General features: G+C 69.2%; 11 protein-coding genes. 10 read left to right on the top strand and 1 reads right to left on the bottom strand.

Annotated elements, in window-relative coordinates; translation table 11 throughout:
• Positions 1-45 precede the first annotated feature (45 nt).
• From ACN6M5_RS00800 to ACN6M5_RS00825, 6 genes are all read left to right on the top strand, one after another.
• Positions 46-1461, top strand: coding sequence for a serine/threonine-protein kinase (locus ACN6M5_RS00800; RefSeq protein WP_434948170.1), 1416 nt, complete (start codon positions 46-48; stop codon positions 1459-1461).
• Positions 1458-7412: an Ig-like domain-containing protein gene (locus ACN6M5_RS00805; RefSeq protein WP_434948171.1), complete on the top strand. Its 5955-nt coding sequence runs from the start codon at positions 1458-1460 to the stop codon at positions 7410-7412. Before ACN6M5_RS00800 ends, ACN6M5_RS00805 begins: the two co-directional genes overlap by 4 nt.
• A gap of 91 nt (positions 7413-7503) precedes the next feature.
• Positions 7504-8475, top strand: coding sequence for an AAA family ATPase (locus ACN6M5_RS00810; RefSeq protein WP_085369359.1), 972 nt, complete (start codon positions 7504-7506; stop codon positions 8473-8475).
• Complete coding sequence (locus ACN6M5_RS00815; protein WP_085369358.1) at positions 8472-9815, top strand: DUF58 domain-containing protein; 1344 nt, start codon at positions 8472-8474, stop codon at positions 9813-9815. The genes ACN6M5_RS00810 and ACN6M5_RS00815 overlap by 4 nt, the downstream gene beginning before the upstream one ends.
• Positions 9815-12175, top strand: a complete 2361-nt coding sequence (locus ACN6M5_RS00820; protein ID WP_434948172.1) for a transglutaminase TgpA family protein — start codon at positions 9815-9817, stop codon at positions 12173-12175. The genes ACN6M5_RS00815 and ACN6M5_RS00820 overlap by 1 nt, the downstream gene beginning before the upstream one ends.
• Positions 12176-12198: 23 nt before the next feature.
• Positions 12199-12744, top strand: a complete 546-nt coding sequence (locus ACN6M5_RS00825) for a hypothetical protein (RefSeq protein ID WP_518525480.1) — start codon at positions 12199-12201, stop codon at positions 12742-12744.
• 33 nt (positions 12745-12777) lie between these two features.
• On the opposite strand, the gene ald is transcribed toward ACN6M5_RS00825, so the two are convergent.
• Positions 12778-13893: an alanine dehydrogenase gene (gene ald / locus ACN6M5_RS00830; RefSeq protein ID WP_434948174.1), complete on the bottom strand. Its 1116-nt coding sequence runs from the start codon at positions 13891-13893 to the stop codon at positions 12778-12780.
• A 419-nt stretch (positions 13894-14312) separates the two neighbouring features.
• Between ald and ACN6M5_RS00835 the strand changes: the two genes are divergently transcribed.
• Genes ACN6M5_RS00835 through ACN6M5_RS00850 form a run of 4 tightly spaced genes read left to right on the top strand, consistent with a single transcriptional unit; the run spans position 14313 to position 18386 of the window.
• Entirely contained in the window at positions 14313-15458 is a 1146-nt protein-coding gene (locus ACN6M5_RS00835; RefSeq protein WP_247597340.1) for an ABC transporter substrate-binding protein, read from the top strand.
• Positions 15458-16657 (top strand): ABC transporter ATP-binding protein, encoded by a 1200-nt coding sequence (locus ACN6M5_RS00840; protein WP_434948175.1) that lies wholly within the window; start codon positions 15458-15460, stop codon positions 16655-16657. Before ACN6M5_RS00835 ends, ACN6M5_RS00840 begins: the two co-directional genes overlap by 1 nt.
• On the top strand, positions 16657-17583 hold the full coding sequence (locus ACN6M5_RS00845; protein ID WP_085369354.1) for an ABC transporter permease: 927 nt from the start codon (positions 16657-16659) through the stop codon (positions 17581-17583). The genes ACN6M5_RS00840 and ACN6M5_RS00845 overlap by 1 nt, the downstream gene beginning before the upstream one ends.
• Positions 17580-18386 (top strand): ABC transporter permease, encoded by an 807-nt coding sequence (locus ACN6M5_RS00850; protein WP_085369353.1) that lies wholly within the window; start codon positions 17580-17582, stop codon positions 18384-18386. Before ACN6M5_RS00845 ends, ACN6M5_RS00850 begins: the two co-directional genes overlap by 4 nt.
• Positions 18387-18411 lie beyond the last annotated feature (25 nt).

Genomic DNA, 18411 nt, shown 5'->3' on the forward strand with positions numbered 1-18411 from the left:
CCGTTTTGTGCTTCAACCGACCCGGGAGGCGATATGGCCCGGCGATTGCCGTCACAGCCGCCTAATCTTCCCGGGTTCTCGTACGTTCGTGTGCTCGGCTCCGGCGGCTTCGCCGACGTGTTCTTGTACGAGCAGAACATGCCGCGCCGCCAGGTGGCGGTGAAGGTCATGCTCGCCGAAGTGGTCACCAGCCAGGTCAAGCAGATGTTCCAGGCGGAGGCCAATCTGATGGCCCAGCTGAGCACGCACCCGTCGATCCTCACCGTCTACCAGGCGAGTGTCTCCGCCGACGGCCGCCCGTATCTGGTGATGGAGCTGTGTTCGTCGGCGATCGGCCAGCGCTACCGGATGGACCCCCTCCCCGTCGCCGAGGCGCTGAGCATCGGCGTGCGGATCGCCAGCGCGGTCGAGACGGCGCACAGGGCCGGCGTGCTGCACCGGGACATCAAGCCGTCGAACATCCTGACCACCGCATACGGGCATCCGGTGCTGAGCGACTTCGGGATCGCCGCCACCCTGGGGGAGGCCGAGGTGACGGAGGCGATCGGGCTGTCCATCCCGTGGTCGGCGCCCGAAGTGCTGCTCGACGAGACCAGCGGCACGATCGCGAGCGAGATCTGGGCGCTCGGCGCGACCATATACTCGCTGCTCGCCGGCCGTTCGCCGTTCGAGGTGATCGGCAAGGAGAACACCTCCTCCGAGCTCATCTCGCGCATCACCAAGGGGCGCCCGCAGCCGATCGGCCGCGTCGACGTTCCTCCGCGGCTGGAGCAGGTGCTGCAGAAGGCGATGTCGAAGAAGCCGTCGGCCAGGCAGCGCAGCGTGATCGAGTTCATCCGGGAGCTGCAGGCGGTGGAGACCGAGCTCGGCCTGCCGCAGACTCCGATCGAGGTCGCGATGGACGACTGGGCGCTCGCCACGGCGGAGGACCCGGAGGACAGGACCCGCGTGAAGGGCCTGGTCTCCGTCGACCCGTCCGCCGCCCGCCGGCGGCGCAGGAACGCGTCGGCGGCGACCGTCATGCGCGCCCCGACGAGGACCGTGGTGCGCGAGAGCGCAGGAAGCATGCCGAGCAGCACGGCGCCTCCGCCCGCCCGGTGGTCGCGCGCACTCGTGCTCTCGCTGGTCGCGTGCGCGATCCTGGTGGTCGCGCTGGCCGTGACGGCGACGTTCGTGCTGGTGAAGGTGTCGTCGAGCGGGGAGATCCCGACGGTGCGCGACCTCTCCGGCCGGGTGTCGTCCGGGACCATCGTGTTCAGCTGGACCGACCCCGGCCTGCAGCCGGACGACACCTATCAGGTGGCGGTCGGGGACGAGCCGCCGAGCAGCCAGCACGCCACCGAGTTCCGGGTGGATGCGAAACCCGGCGAGACCGTGTGCGTCACCGTCACCGTCAACAGGGACGGCAAGACCGGCGCCCCCAGCGGCCAGAAGTGCGTTCAGAGAGCCGACAGCCCGTGATCGGTGCCTGGATCGCGGCGCACAAGTCGCTCGTGGCGACCGTGACGAGCAGCACGGCTGTCGTCGCGCTCGTGACGACGCTCGCCGTCGTCTCCGGCGGATACAGCGCCCAGCACCTGCAGCTCGGCGACGCGGCCGTCTGGGTGGCGAGCGGAGCGAAGAAGTCGCTCGGCAGGGCCAACACCGAGATCGACAAGCTGAACTCCGTGGTCACCGGCACGGGGGAGGCCATCGACGTCGTCCAGGACGGCTCGAACGTGCTGCTGCTCGACAAAGAGACGAACACCCTCGCCGTCGTCGACCCTGCCACCAGCGAGGCGGGCAAGTCCGTCGCGCTTCCCCCGCGCTCGCCGCGGGTCGACATCTCCGGCGACCACGTCTCGCTGCTCTCGCAGGCGACGGGGCAGCTCTGGCTGACGACGGTGCCGCAGCTCGACCAGTTCAACGCGGGCTCCGGCTCGACCATCGACCTCGGCGGACGGACCATCGCGGCGATGGGTCCCGCGGGAGCGTTGTTCGCCTACCTGCCGGACACGAAGACGGTCACCAGGATCGACGTGACGGGCTCCGAGCCGACGACCACCTCGCAGAAGGTGCCGACGACGGGCGACGGAGCCTCGGCGGCGCTCACCGTCGTGGGTGGCAAGTGGGCGCTCTTCGATCCGGATGCGCGTGCCGTCTACCTGGCGGGGAGGACCGTCGACCTCTCCGGCTTCCTCCGCACCGGCGACGACGCCGTCGTGCAGCAGCCGTCCGCCTCCGGGGACGCGGTGTGGATCGCGACCAACTCCGGACTCATCGAAGTGCCGCTCGACGGCACGAAGCCGTCCCGCGCGTTCGCTGACGCGTCCGGCGCCCCAGCGGCTCCGATCACCGTCGGCGACTGCACGTACGCCGCGTGGGCCGGAGGAGCCGCGTGGTCGACCTGCGACGCATCCGGTGCAGGAAAAGCCTCGACGCTCAGGGAGGTTCCCGGCGGAGCGGCGCTCGCCTTCCGCGCCAACACGGGCAGGGTCGTGCTGAACGACGCCAAGTCCGGCGTCTCCTGGGCCGTGCAGAGCGGCAACACGCGCATCGACAACTGGGACGAGCTCGTCGCCAAGAAGAACACCAAGGAACTCGTCGACCAGTCCAGGCAGGACACGACGCCGCAGTACGAGAAGCAGCAGCAGCCTCCAGTGGCCGTCGACGACCAGTTCGGCGCGCGGCCGGGACGCGTGACGCCGCTGCCCGTGCTGCTCAACGACTACGACCCGAACGGCGACGTGCTCACGATCGACTCGTTCACCGGCATCCCGGTCGAGCAGGGCACCCTCGAGCTGACCAACAGCAACCAGCAGCTGCAGATCACCCTGCCGGACACGGCGAGTGGCACGATCGCGTTCGACTACACCATCTCGGACGGCAGGGGAGGCACGGCGTCCGCCCACGTGGTGGTGAGCGTGCGCCTGCCCACCGAGAACTCCCCGCCGGTCTGCGCCAGGGCGGCGAAGGCCGTCGTGCAGGCGGGAGGCCGGGTCACCAGCTCGGTGCTCAGCGAGTGCTACGACCCGGATGGCGACTCCTTCTTCCTCGCCGGGGCGAGCGTTCCCGGCCCGGACACCGTGACGTTCACGCCGCAGGGCCAGGTCGCGTTCTCCGACCACGGCCAGGGCGGCGACCTCAAGGACGTGAGCCTGGTGGTGTCCGACGCCCTCGCCCAGGGGACGGGGACGCTCGCCGTCACCGTGCGCGCGCCCGGCCAGGTGCCGATCATCGCCGACCCGTTCGCCGTGCTCGCCTATCAGGGCCAGGAGGTGACGGTGCAGCCGCTCGCGCACGTGCGCGGCGGGAACGGCACCGTGCGGCTGAGCAACGTCCCGAGCAAGGCCGACGCGACGATCACGCCCGACTACCAGGGCGGCACGTTCCGCTTCGACTCCGACCAGGTCGGGACGCACAACATCGAGTACACGGTCTCCGACGGCGTCGTCACCTCCACCGGCACCGTCCGGATCGACGTGAAGGCCCCGCCCGGCGCCAAGACGGCGCCCATCGCCGTGCCGCACACCGCGTTCATCCGGGAGCAGACCACCCAGGACGTGGATGTGCTCTCCACCGACATCGACCCGTCCGGCGGCGTGCTGCTGGTCACCGGGGTGACCGCGCCTCCGCCGACCAGCGGCGTCCGCGTCGAGATCCTCGGCCAGCGCACACTGCGCGTGACGCTCAACCGTCCGCTCGCCGGCCCGATGGACTTCCACTACCAGCTGAGCAACGGGCTCGCCGACGCGGTCGGCACGGTGACGGTCGTGCAGCTGCCGCCGCTGACCGTTCACCAGCCGCCGATCGCGGCGCCGGACTCCGTCTCGGTGCGCGTGGACGACGTGGTCGACATCCCGGTGCTCACCAACGACATCCAGCCGGACGGCGACAAGCTCACCCTCGACCCGACGCTGGCGACGCCGCTGCCGTCCGGCGCCGGCCTGCTCTTCGCGAGCGGCAGCCAGCTGCGCTACCTCGCGCCGTCGAAGCCGGGCAACTTCACGGCGGCGTACAAGGTGTTCGGCGAGGACGGCCAGTGGGCGACCGCCGAGGTCAACATCGCCGTCCGCGAGCGCGACGAGGCCACGAACAACCCGCCCGTGCCGAAGACGGTGACGGCGCGCGTGCTCGCCGGTGACACGGTCCGCATCACGGTGCCGCTGTCCGGCATCGACCCCGACGGCGACTCTGTCCAGTTCATCGGGCAGGAGACGAACCCGCAGAAGGGCGCCGTGATCGCCTCCGGCGCGGACTGGATGGACTTCCAGGCCGGAGACTACGCGGCAGGCACCGACACCTTCAGCTACGCGGTGGTGGATGCGCTCGGCGCGCGGGCGACCGGAACGGTCAGGGTCGGCATCGCCCCGCGCGTCGACGGAGCGCGGAACCCCGTCGCGGTCGAGGACGACGTGACGACCAGGCCGGGCAAGACCCTGAACATCCAAGTGCTCGCCAATGACAGCGACCCGGACGGCAGTCCGCTGACGGTCACCAAGGTGTCGTCGCTCGACGGCAAGGCGAAGGCGAAGATCACCGACGACATCGTGGTCGTCACCGCGCCGAAGGCCGAGGGGACGTACGGCTTCCTCTACACGATCCAGAACCAGCGCGGCGGCACGAGCGAGAACTTCGTGCGCGTGACGGTCAGCGCGAACGCCCCTCCCGCGCGTCCGGTGGTCTCCGACACCTCGCTCGGCCTGTCGGACATCCTGGGCAAGGACAGGGTCAACGTCAATGTCCTGGCCAACGTGTTCTTCGCGGACGGACCGGTCTCCTCGCTCAAGCTGCAGCTCGTGCCCGGCTACGGCACCAGCGCCCAGGTGACGGCCAACAAGCGGATCAGGATCACGATCGGCGCCAAGAGCCAGATCATCCCGTTCAAGGTCACCAACCCGGACGACGAGTCGATCTCCGGCTACGGGTTCGTGCACATCCCCGGATACAACGACGCCCTTCCGCAGGTGAAGCGCGGCGCCCCCGACCTCACCGTGGTCAGCGAGAAGACGCTGACGATCCACCTCAACGACTACATCGTGGCCGTCGGCGGACGCAAGGTGCGGCTGACCGACGCGGCGACCGTGCGGGCGACGCACGCGAACGGCGACGACCTCGTCGTCAACAACGACACCCTGCAGTACACGAGCACGTCGCGCTACTTCGGGCCGGCATCCATCTCGTTCCAGGTGACGGACGGCACGTCGGCCGGCGACCCGAACGGCAACGTCGCCACCATCGTGCTGCCGATCCAGGTCACGGCGCGGCAGAACCAGCCCCCGGTGTTCACCGGGGCGCTGATCGATTTCGAGCCTGGGCAGACGAAGACGGTCGACCTCACGAAGCTCACCAGCTACCCGTATGCGAAAGACCAGAACGAGCTGGCCTTCAGCATCCAGGACCCGAAACCCGACGGCGTCTCCGTCTCGCTCGACGGGCGCAAGCTCACGATCGCGGTCGCCGCCGGCACCGCGAAGGGCGCGCATCCCTCGATCGCGATCGGGGTGCGGGATGCGGTCAACGCCGGGCAGCCAGGACGCATCGACCTCAACGTGGTGCCGTCCACCAGGCCGCTGGCGAGTCCGCAGTCCGACACCGTGATCGCGCCCCGCGGCCAGACGACGAGCGTGGATGTGCTCGCCAACGACAAGGCGACCAACCCGTTCCCCGACAAGCCGCTCAGGGTCGTCGGCGTGCGCGGGCTGGGCAGCAGCGACCTGCCGAGCGGGGTCACCATCACGCCGAGCGCGGACAACTCGACCCTGAGCATCCAGGTGTCTGCGACGGCGGCGCCCGCCGACGCGACCGTGCAGTACGAGGTGGCGGATGCGACGGGCGACCCCGACAGGTACACCTGGGGAACGGTCACCGTGTCCGTGCAGGACAAGCCGGCCCCCGTCTCGAACGTGCAGATCACGGCGTTCGCCGACCGGTCGCTGACGGTGTCGTGGATTCCCGGCGCGTTCAACAACTCTCCGATCACCGGATTCGAGGTGACGGTCGCGAACGCGGCGACGGGCCAGGTCTTCTCCACCACGCCGTGCGCGACGACCAGCTGCGCCGTCCAGACGCCGGGCAACGGCCCGGACAACGCCGTCACCATCGCCGTGCGGGCGAAGAACGCGCTCGGGCTGTCCGACCCGACCGCATACACAGAGCCGGTCTGGTCGGACGTGATCCCCGGAGCCCCGTCCGGGCTGTCGTCGCAGCCGCTCGACCACGGACTGCGGATCAGCTGGACCAAGCCGGCCGACGTGCCGGGCGCCAGCCCGATCAGCTCGTACGTGGTCACCCTCGGCGGACAGACCGCCTCGCTCGCCGTGCAGCGCGGCGACGCGGTCGGCACCCAGTACTCGCTCAACCTCGCGGACGGCAGCATCGCGAACGGCGCGGCCATCGGATACGCGGTGTCGTCCCGCAACGACTTCTACGCCGGGCGCACGAGCTGGAACCAGAGCCAGAGCAGCGGCGTGCCCGCCGGCGCTCCGCTCGTCACCGGCCCCGCGCCGACGGCGACGCCGAGCATGACGGACGGGTCGACGGCCACGCTGAGCTGGCCGACGGTGTTCAGCGACAACGGCAAGGCGATCACGCGCTACTACGCCGGTGTCTTCCAGGGCTCGGCGATACCGAACTGCACGGTCACGGGTGTCGAGTCCGGCAACCCCGTGCTGCAGGTGGACCCCACCTCGTCGTCGTTCGTCGCGACGACGGGCACGAGCACCACCTTCCGCGGGCTGCAGCCGAACACGAGCTACAACTTCGTGGTCTACGCGTACAACGGACAGGGATGCACGCGCAGCACCTTCGCGACGGCCACCCCGCGGCAGGCACCGGGGGCTCCGACCGCCGTGAGCGTGTCCGGGCCGGTGTCCAGCTTCCCGGACCGCTACGACTTCCGGCTCGACGGCGTGACGTACCGCGCCGGCAGTGGGGCCAACCCGGTCGTGTCCTATCGGCTGACCGGTGCTGGCGTCAACGAGTCCGGCACGATCAACGGCACCTCGGGGCTGCTGACGGGAACAAACGGCAACCATTACGGCATACCGCTCACCCTGACGATCATCCGGATCTGCGAGGGCTACCCGGACGGCTCCACGCTCTGCAGCGATCCGGGCGCCCAGCTCAGCGTGCCGCTCGGCGTGGCCGTCGCGACCGACCTCGGCGGGGTCCGGTTCACCACCACTCCGGTCCCGGACACCGACCCTGTGACCTACACCTACGCGTACACCTGGACGTCGTGGCCGACGGGCTCCTACGACGCCGTGACGTACAGCTGCGACGGCGGCGTCACCCAGACGCCGATGCCCGCCGTCGGTCAGACCGCATCCTGTGCCCCGGTGGACCCGAGCTTCCCGCTGGTCGTCTCCGTGACCGTCGGCGGCAGCACGTACACCCAGAGCTACGCGAGTTCTGCCGTGCCGCAAGGGTAGGAACGGCCATACTGAATGACAATGCCCGCAATGCAGACGAACCCCCACGGCACCGGCCGCGGCACCACCAGAAGACGCTGAGAGGCCACGCATGACAATGACCCCCGAGCAGGCGACGTGGTTCTCCGGCGTCTTCGAGCGGCTGGTGTCGAACATCGACAGGGTGCTGCTCGGCAAGGCGCACATCATCCGGCTGTCCCTCACGGCGCTGTTCAGCGAAGGGCACCTGCTGCTGGAGGACTTCCCCGGCACGGGCAAGACGTCGCTGGCGCGCGCCATCGCGCAGAGCGTCCGCGGCACGAGCAACCGGGTGCAGTTCACCCCCGACCTGCTGCCGGGCGACATCACCGGCGTCAACATCTTCGACCAGCGCACCGGCGCGTTCGAGTTCCACCGCGGCCCGGTCTTCGCGAACATCGTGCTCGCCGACGAGATCAACAGGGCGAGTCCCAAGACCCAGTCGGCGCTGCTCGAAGTGATGGAGGAGGAGCAGGTCACGGTCGACGGCGTCCGCCACCAGGTCGGCGCCCCGTTCATGGTCATCGCCACGCAGAACCCGATCGAGCAGGCGGGGACGTACCGGCTTCCGGAGGCGCAGCTCGACCGGTTCCTGATGAAGGCGTCGATCGGCTACCCGGACCACGAGGCGACCCTGCGCATCCTGGAGGGGTCGGAGCACCGGGCGCACGAGATCGTCGTGCCGGAGGTCATCTCGGCGGCCACGGTGGTGGAGATGGCCGGCATGGCGCGCACGGTGCACGTCGACGCCACGATCAACGACTACGTCTCCCGGCTGGTGGATGCGACCCGCACGGCCGACGAGATCCGTCTCGGCGTCAGCGTGCGGGGCGCCCTCGCGCTCGTGCGCGCGTCCAAGACGCTCGCTGCGTCGGCCGGCCGGTACTACGTGACGCCCGACGACGTGAAGGCGCTGGCGGAGCCGGTGCTCGCCCACCGCCTCGTGCTCGACCCCGAGGCCGAGTTCGAAGGTGTGACAGCGTCGAGCGTGGTCGCCCAGATCCTGATCGAGACGCCGCCGCCCGGGGATCGGGTCGCCGTGTGAGCACCACCGTCAGTCGCACCCAGGCGGAGCTCACCAACGCCAGGGCGAGGATCGTCGGCACCAGGGACGGATTCCTGGCCGACGTGATCGTGCTGGTCGTGCGGTCGACCTCTGCCGCCTGGCGGGCGGTCTCCGGGGTGGCGCGCAGGATCGGCTCGGTGGTCACGCCGCTCGGCTGGGCTCTCGCCGTCGTCGCGATCCTCGGGCTGACCTCCGGCTATGTGTACGGCTGGCTGGAGGCGGTGGTGGTCGGCTGGTCTGCCGTCGCCCTGCTGGTGGTGGCCTCCGGCTACCTGGCGGGGCGAAACGCGTACCGGGTGCAGCTGGCCCTGCCGTCGAACCGCGTCGTGGTGGGGGAGAAGGCGCCCGGCGAGGTGATCGTGCGGAACCCCGTGCGTCGCAGGCTCCCCGGTGTGCGGGTCGAGGTGCCGGTCGGGCACGGCCTCGCCGAGTTCGCCGCTCCGTCGCTGGCCGGAGGCGAGGAGCACTCCGACGTCTTCCTGGTGCCGACCACGCGCAGAGGCATCGTACCGATCGGCCCCGTGCGCACGGTGCGCGCCGACCCGGTGGGCGTCGTGCGGCGCGAGATGGTGTGGGCGGAGTCGCTCGACCTGTTCGTGCATCCCCGGACCATCGCCATCCCGAGCATGAGCACGGGGTTCGTGCGCGACCTGGAAGGCGCCCCGACGCGCGACCTGACCGCGAGCGACATCGCGTTCCACGCGCTGCGCGAGTACGTTCCGGGCGACGAGCGCAGGAACATCCACTGGAAGTCGACGGCGAAGACCGGCAGCTACATGGTGCGGCAATTCGAGGAGACCAGGCGCAGCCACCTGCTGGTCGCCCTCAGCCTGTCGAGCTCCGACTACGGCAACGACGAGGAGTTCGAGCTGGCGGTGAGCGCCGCCGGTTCGCTCGGCGTGCGCGCCATGCTCGACTCGCGCACCGTATCCGTGGTCGCGAGCGCACGCACGCCGGACTTCGCGAAGAAGATCGTGCACACCGTCCGACGCCTCAGCGTCGTGAACAGGGGCAGGCTGCTCGACGACCTCGCCAGTGTCGAGTTGGCGCCGACGGCACTCCGACTGCCGGAGCTCGCGCAGATCGCGGCGGAGGAATCGACGGGCACCTCCATCGCGTTCCTCGTCTGCGGCTCGACCGTGACCGCCACGCAGCTGCGCGCCTCCGCATCGCACTTCCCGCTCGGCGTCGACGTGGTCGCCGTGGTCTGCGACGAGGGGGCGGTGCCCGCCCTGCGCAGGGTGTCCGACCTCAGCGTGCTCACCATCGGCTACCTGGAAGACCTGCAGAAGAGCCTGGCGAAACGGCTGGCGACCTGATGGCAGTGCAGCAGAAGACGAAGCGCACGACCGTCCCCGCCGTGGATGCGCGGAAGCGGCTGGCGGGCGCCGCCGTCGACACCACGTTCGCGATCGTCGCCACCGGGCTGGCCGCCGCGGCCTTCTGGCCGGTGTACCAGTCGTCCGCGTTCGCCGTGATGCTCGGCGTGACCCTCTTGGTCGGGGCGGCCATCGCCGTGCTCGGTGCGGTGTTCCGCTGGCCGAGCATCGTCGTCGCTCCGCTCGTCGTACTGGTGTACCTCGGTCTCGGCACCCAACTGGCGGTGCCGGGCGAGACGACGGCGCGCGGCCTGCTGCCCACCGCGCAGGGCTTCGGCGACCTGGTGCGCGCCACCTGGCTCAGCTGGAAGCAGCTCGTCACGATCTCGCTGCCGGTCGGGTCGTACCAGGCGCTGCTCGTCCCCGCGTTCATCCTGATCCTCGTCGCCGTCGTGGCGACGGTGTCGACAGCACTGCGCGCCAAACGAGGAGAGCTGGCCGCCATCCCGCCCATCCTCCTGATGCTGGCGGGCATCCTGCTCGGCTCCGGCACCTCCGCCGTCCCGCTCTGGCTGGCGCTGACCCTGTTCGCGGTGCTGCTCGGCTGGATGATCCGCTTCCGGCTGCGCAGACGGGCGGCGTCCGTGCGCAGTCTCACCGAGCAGAGCGGCGTCATCGTCGAGTCGGCCCGCGACAGGAGGATGACCGTCGGCCGCACCCTCGTCGGCGCTGCCGTCATCGTGGCCATCGCCTGCGTCGCCGGCACCGCCGCCGCCGTGCTCGCCCCGCCCGACCGCGAGCGCCAGGTGGTGCGCACCGCCGTCGAGCAGCCGTTCGACCCCCGCTCGTACCCGACGCCGCTGAGCGGCTTCCGCTCCTACCTCGAACCGGCCAAGGCCGACCAGCCGATGCTCACCGTCGACGGGCTCCCGTCCGACCGCCGGCTGCGCATCGCGACGCTCGACACCTACGACGGAGTGACGTACTCGGTCGGCACCGACGCGGTGACCAGCGCATCCGGATCGTTCACCCGCGTGCCGTACCGGATGGACCAGAACAGCGTCACCGGAACGCGCGACACCATCGCGGTGACCGTGCGCGACTACCGCGGCCCCTGGGTTCCCGGCAGCGGCCAGCTGCAGCAGATCACCTTCCACGGCTCGAACGCGCCGACGCTCTCCGGCGCGTTCTTCTACAACGACGTCACCGGCACAGGCGCCGTCACCCGCAGCCTCGCATCCGGCGACAGCTACACGATGGATGCGGTGGTCAAGCCCGAGGTCACCGCCGCCGGCCTCACGAAGGCGGAGCCGGGTAGCGCCGTGGTCCCGAAGCCCGCGATCATCCCGGACGAGCTCTCGCAGACGCTGCAGAAGTACACCGCCGGGGTGACCGGCGCCGGCGCAAAGCTCGCAGCCGCGCTTGACGGGCTCGCGGCCGACGGGTACATCAGCCACGGCATCGGACCGGACGAGCCGCCGAGCAGGTCGGGGCACGGAGCAGACCGCATCACGGAGCTGCTCACCGACATCCCGATGCTGGGCGACCAGGAGCAGTACGCCGTGACCGCTGCCCTGATGGCGAGGCAGCTGGGGTTCCCGGCCCGCGTCGTCGTCGGATTCGTCGCTCCGAAGGACCAGGCGAGCTCGGCGAGCGTCACCCTCACCGGTTCGGACATCTCGGCGTGGATCGAAGTGCAGACGGCGGACGGCTGGGTCACGGTCGACCCGACCCCGCCGCTGCGGCCCGTTCCGCCGAAGCAGCCGGACCAGCCGACGCAGATCACGCGCCCGCAGACCAACGTGCAGCCTCCCGTCGACGACACGCCCGCGCAGCGCGACGACCCGCCGCAGGCGCAGGTCGACAAGAGCAACACCCCGCAGCCCAACCCGCTCCTGGATGCGATCCTCACGGTGCTCACCATTCTCGGCTGGGTGGTGCTCGGCCTGGCGATCCTCTCCGCGCCGTTCCTCGCCGTCCTCGCCGCGAAGTGGCGGCGCAGGGCGCTGCGCAGGCGGGCGCCGACCTCGGTGGAGCGCATCGCGGGAGGGTGGCGCGAGTTCGCGGACACCGCGGTCGACCACGGCTACGACCCGCCGCCCGCTGCGACCAGGAAGGAGTTCGCCGGCACCATCGGCGGCTCCCGGGCGAGCGCCCTCGCGGCGGTCGCCGACCGGGCGGTGTTCAGCCCGATCGCCCCCACCGAGGAGGAGGCGGACACGGTCTGGAAGGCCGTCGACGAACTGCGCGGCCAGCTCGGCAAGCGCGACACACGGTGGAAGCGCCTGCTGGCGGCGGTTTCGCTCCGCTCGCTCGGCTACCGTGGGTGGAAGGGCAACGGAAGGAAAGGCAGACGATGAACTGTCGGGTGTGTGGCAGCGAATTGTCGGACGGAACCCTGTTCTGCGGCAACTGCGGAAGCTCGGTCACGGCGGCGCGCGTTCGGCCGCCTGCCGTCGCGGACTCCCGGCCCTCCGACACCTCCATCGTGGAGCGGCTGCCCAAACCGGCGGTCGCCGGACGGTTCCCGGGAGCGGAGCCCCTGGACGACGCGCCGATCCTGGTCGAAGACCTCGACACGGCGCCGCCGGTCGAGCAGGCACAGGTGACGTACACGCTCAGCTTCTCCACCGGCCCGAGCGTCGAGGTGTCGGGCACCGGCCTGATCGGCCGCCGCCCGATCACGCAGCCGGGGGAGCAGGTCGACCAGCTGATCACCGTCGACGACCCGGCCAGGAGCGTCTCGAAGACGCACCTCGAGTTCGGCATCGAGGCGGGGGAGCTGTGGATCTGCGACCGGTACTCCGGGAACGGGACGGTCGCACATCCACTCGGCGGCGTCGCCCGCCTCTGCGAGGCAGGACGACGCTACCGCGTGACGCGCGGCACCCGCGTGGAGATCGGCGACCAGTGGTTCGACGTCAGCTGAGCTGACGCCGCAGCGCCCCGCCGGGATGCGCGGCTAGGCGAGCGCGTCGGCGACCGTCCCGGAGGTGAGGCCGTGGGCCTCTGCCACGGCGGAGTTGGTCACCGTGCCCGCGTGCACGTTCAGGCCGAGCGCGAGGGAGGCGTCAGCAGACAGCGCCTCGCGCCAGCCGCGGCTCGCGATGGCGCGCGCGTACGGCAGCGTCGCGTTGGTCAGCGCGTACGTCGAGGTGTGCGGCACCGCGCCCGGCATGTTCGCGACGCAGTAGAACAGCGACTGGTGCACCGTGAACGTCGGGTCGGCATGGGTGGTCGGGTGGGAATCCGCGAAGCAGCCGCCCTGGTCGACGGCGATGTCGACGAGCACGCTTCCCGGCTTCATCCTGGACACCAGCTCGTTGCTCACCAGCTTCGGCGCCTTCGCGCCGGGAACGAGCACGGAGCCGATGACGAGGTCAGAGGCGACGACCGCCTTCTCGATCTCGAAGCTGTTCGAGGCGATGGTCTTGATGCGGCCCGCGTAGAGCGCATCCAGTTCGCGCAGGCGGGCGATGTTGGTGTCGAGCACCGTCACCTCCGCGCCGAGGCCGACGGCCACCGAGGTCGCGTTCGTGCCCGCGACACCGCCGCCGAGCACCGTGACGACGGCCGGGTGCGTGCCGGGAACGCCGGGGACCAGGAGGCCAGGGCCGCCGTTCGGCTTGAGCATGGTGTTCGCGCCGACGATCGGGGCGAGGCGGCCGGCCACCTCGCTCATCGGGGCGAGCAGGGGGAGGGCGCGGGACGGCAACTGCACGGTCTCGTACGCGATGGCGGTGACGCCGGAGTCGATGAGCGCGCGGGTGAGGTTCTCCTCCGCGGCGAGGTGCAGGTAGGTGAACAGCACGAGGCCGGCTCGGAAGTGCTGGTACTCGCTCTCGATCGGCTCCTTGACCTTGAGCACCAGGTCCGCGATCTGCCAGGTGGATGCGGCGTCCGGCAGGATCGTGGCGCCCGCCGAGGCGTAGAGCTCGTCGGGGATGGAGGAACCGACACCCGCCTCGGTCTCGACGTAGACCTCGTGCCCGTTCGCGACGAGGTCGTGCACGCCGGCCGGGGTGATCGCCACCCGGAACTCGTTGTTCTTGATTTCGCGGGGGATCGCGACCTTCATGGGGCTCCTTACACGTCGACGTGGTGGTTCGATGATCACCCTAGCCCGAACACAACGACGATTTCGACTGTCCGTTGGTCGTATTTGTGCTGATTTCGTGAATTCGCAGGGGAGAGGGTGCGGATTCCGCCAGCGCGTCTCCCTCGGAAGGGGCTGCACAACGGTTTCCCCGTCGAAAACGACGATCCGGAACGGATTTCGTGAAGATTGTGTTTCGGAATGGACGTTTTCCCCATTGGATGATGCGCACAGCACCGGCCATGTGCCAGTATCGACCCACCGCACGGGCACATCGAAGTGCCGGCGGGTTGTTGTGCGTGATCGTGTTCGACCCCGAAGGAGCACCACTCGTGAATTCCAGGCAGCTTCCGCAAGACCCGATGATCCAGAAACTGGTGGAATCCGCCAGGCGTTCTCAGATGACACGCCGCGGGCTCCTCGCCGGTGCCGGCGCCAGCGCTGCGGCGCTCGCCCTGGCCGCCTGCTCCACCGGCGGAGCGTCGAGCAAGCCGACCGCGGCCAAGGACGTGTCGTCGTCGGACAAGACGCTGACCTGGGCCAACTGGCAGGCATACCTCGACCAGGACGACAACGGCAAGTACCCGACGCTCATGGCGTTCGAGAAGCAGACCGGCATCACGGTCAAATACGACGTGGCCGTCGACGACAACAACACCTACTACGCCAAGGTGAAGGACCAGCTCGCCCTCGGCAAGGACATCGGGGCTGACACCGTCTGCCTCACCGACTGGATGGTCGCCCGCCTCATCCGGTTCGGCTACGTGCAGACCTTCGACGAGTCGGCCATCCCGAACAAGAAGAACCTGTCGCCGTCGCTTCAGGATGCCGACTTCGACCCTGGACGCAAGAAGTCCCTGCCCTGGCAGAGCGGTTTCGCCGGCATCTGCTGGAACAAGTCCAAGCTGCCGAACGGCCTCAAGTCGGTCGACGACCTGTGGAAGCCCGAGCTCAAGGGCAAGGTCGGCGTGCTGAGCGAGATGCGCGACACGATGGGGCTGCTCATGCTGCAGCAGGGCGTCGACATCTCGAAGAAGTTCAGCGACGACGACTTCAACAAGGCCATCGACAAACTGACCAAGGAGGTCAGCGACGGGCAGATCCGCAACATCAAGGGCAACTCGTACCTCAACGACCTCAAGAGCGGGGACACCCTCGCCGCGATCTGCTGGTCGGGCGACATCACCCAGCTGAACGCCGAGGCTGGAGACAACTGGGAGTTCATCCTGCCGGAGGCGGGCGGCACCCTGTGGAGCGACAACTTCGTCATCCCGATCGGCTCGCCGCGCAAGGCGAACGCCGAGAAGCTGATCGACTACTACTACCAGCCGGAGGTCGCAGCGGAGGTGGCCGCCTGGGTGAACTACATCACCCCGGTGGTCGGTGCGAAGGAGGCCGCGGTCAAGATCGACCCGGAGCTCGCAGACAACCAGCTGATCTTCCCGGACGACACCACCCTCTCGAACGCGCACATCTTCCGCACCCTCACCCCGGCGGAGGAGCAGAAGTACCAGGCGGCGTTCCAGAAGGTCATCCTGGGCGCCTGATGGCACGCGGAGCATTCGCCGAGTCCGGCGCCGACCTGCAGCTGGTCGGGATCAAGAAGCGCTTCCCGGGGTTCACGGCGATCGAGAACCTCGACCTCACCATCCCGGCCGGTTCGTTCTTCGCCCTGCTCGGGCCGAGTGGATGTGGGAAGACCACCACCCTGCGCCTCGTCGCCGGGCTCGAAGAGCCGACGGAGGGCCAGATCCTCATCGGCGGCAAGGACGTCACCAAGACCAAGCCGTTCCAGCGGCCGGTCAACACGGTGTTCCAGAGCTACGCGCTCTTCCCGCACATGACCATCCTGGAGAACGTGGCGTTCGGGCTGCGCCGCCGCAAGATCGGCGACCCTGTACAGAAGGCGCACGAGGCGCTGCGCCTGGTGGAGCTCGACCACCTCGCCTCCCGGCGGCCCGCCCAGCTGTCCGGCGGTCAGCAGCAGCGCGTCGCCCTGGCCCGTGCCGTCGTCAACCGGCCCGCCCTGCTGCTGCTCGACGAGCCGCTCGGCGCGCTCGACCTCAAGCTGCGCCGTCAGATGCAGCTGGAGCTGAAGTCGATCCAGAACGAGGTCGGCCTCACCTTCGTGCACGTCACGCACGACCAGGAGGAGGCCATGACGATGGCCGACACCGTCGCCGTGATGAACAAGGGCGAGATCGAGCAGATGGGCGCACCCGCTGTGCTCTACGAGCTTCCGGCCACGGTGTTCGTGGCGAACTTCCTCGGCCAGTCCAACCTGTTCGTCGGCCCGATCCTGGACGGGGGAGGAGACGTGCTCGGCGTGGATGTGGCCGGGCAGCGCATCCAGGTTCCCCGGTCGCGCGCTCAGCGGCACACCGGAACGGTCACGGTGGGCGTCCGGCCGGAGAAACTGTCGCTGTTCTCCGACCCGTCCGCGATCCCCGGCGGCTCGAACATCCTGGGTCCAGGCCGGGTGATCGACGTGTCGTTCAGCGGTGTGAGCACGCAGTACCTGGTGCAGGTGCCCGGCGCGGGCACGATCGTCGTGTTCGCGCAGAACCTGTCGAGCGGTCCCGTCGCCACCCTCGGCGGCGAGGTGTGGATCGCGTGGGACCCGTCGCACACCTTCGTGCTCGCCGACGAACCACCGGCGGACGGCCGCTTCGCCGACGACTCCGACACCCAGATGATCGCGACGCAGGCCAAGGAGCGCATGCTGACGGAGCTCGAGGAGGCCTGATGGCGCTCGCCACGTTCTCGTCGGCCGCACCGCCGACGGCGCAGGACCAGGAGCCGCCGCAGCGGCGCAGGAGCGGCATCGCGCTCGTGCTGCTGCTTCCGGGCATCCTGTACCTGGTGCTGTTCTTCCTCACGCCGCTGGTGTCGCTCATCATCACGTCGTTCCAGACTCCCGTGGTGGATGGGGACATCGGGCAGTACCAGGCCGCCTTCCAGTGGCAGAACTACACGGACGCGATCGCGGAGTACTGGCCGCAGATCATCCGGTCGTTCGTCTACGCGATCATCGCGACGGCCGCCGCTCTGGTGATCAGCTACCCCCTCGCGTACTTCATCGGCGTGAAGGTGCGGAAGTACCCCCTGCTGCAGAACCTGCTGATGACGCTCGTCATCGCACCGTTCTTCATCAGCTTCCTGCTCCGCACGCTGGCCTGGAAGCAGCTGCTCTCCGACGACTCCTGGTTCACCAGCTCGCTCAAGGCGCTGTCGATCCTGCCACCGGATGCGCACGTCACCGGCACGGCGTTCTCCGTCATCTTCGGTCTGACGTACAACTTCATCCCGTTCATGACGCTGCCGCTGTACTCGACGCTCGAACGACTGGATGTGCGCTACCTGGAGGCGGGAGCCGACCTGTACGCGAGTGCCTGGACGACGTTCCGCAAGGTCACCATCCCGCTGTCGATGCCCGGCATCGTCTCCGGCACGCTGCTGACCTTCATCCCGGCGGCCGGCGACTACATCAACGCGTCGCAGGACTTCCTCGGCGGCTCGGACACCTCGATGATCGGTAACGTCATCGAGACGAACTTCCTGGTGCTGCAGAACTACCCGACGGCCGCGGCCATGTCCGTGGTGCTGATGGCGGTCATCCTGGCGGTGGTCGGCGTCTATGTGAAGCGCAGCGGGACGGAGGATTTGCTGTGAAAGGCTTCCGTTTCAAGGGCCTCGGCCTCGGCGTCTACGCGTTCCTCGCGCTGGCGTTCCTGCTCATCCCGATCGTCTACACGTTCATCTTCTCGTTCAACGACGCGCTCAAGAACAACATCGCCTGGCGCGGGTTCACCTTCCGCAACTGGACGAACGTCTGCGACGCCGCCGGCATCTGCGACGCGTTCATGGCGAGCATCATCATCGGCATCGTCGCCACCGTCATCGCGACGGTGCTCGGCACGATGATCGCCATCGCGCTGATGCGCTACCGCTTCCGGTTCCGGTCGCAGACCAGCCTGCTGCTGTTCCTGCCGATGGCGAGCCCGGAGGTCGTGCTCGGTGCCGGCCTCGCCGCGCAGTTCCTCAGCCTCAGCGTGAACAAGGGCTTCGGCACGATCATCATCGCCCACGTGATGTTCTGCATCAGTTTCGTGGTGGTCACGGTCAAGGCGCGCGTCGCGAGCCTGGACCCCGCCCTGGAGGAGGCCGGACGCGACCTGTACGGGTCTCCGATCGCCGTGTTCTGGCGCATCACGTTCCCGCTGCTGCTCCCCGGCATCCTGTCGGCGGCGCTGCTGTCGTTCTCGCTCAGCTTCGACGACTTCATCATCACCAACTTCAACGCAGGTGCCGTGACGACGTTCCCGATGTACATCTACATCGCGGCGTCCCGCGGCATCCCCGCCCAGGCGAACGTGATCGCCTCCGCCGTGTTCATCATCACCATTCTCGTGGTGCTGATTACCCAGCTCACGGCGGCGGCACGAGCGAAACGGCTCGCCAGGAACGTGGGCTGACCGCTTCCGGTACCCGAGCCGAAGC

Source organism: Leifsonia araucanica (assembly GCF_051161895.1).
Classification (GTDB): domain Bacteria; phylum Actinomycetota; class Actinomycetes; order Actinomycetales; family Microbacteriaceae; genus Leifsonia.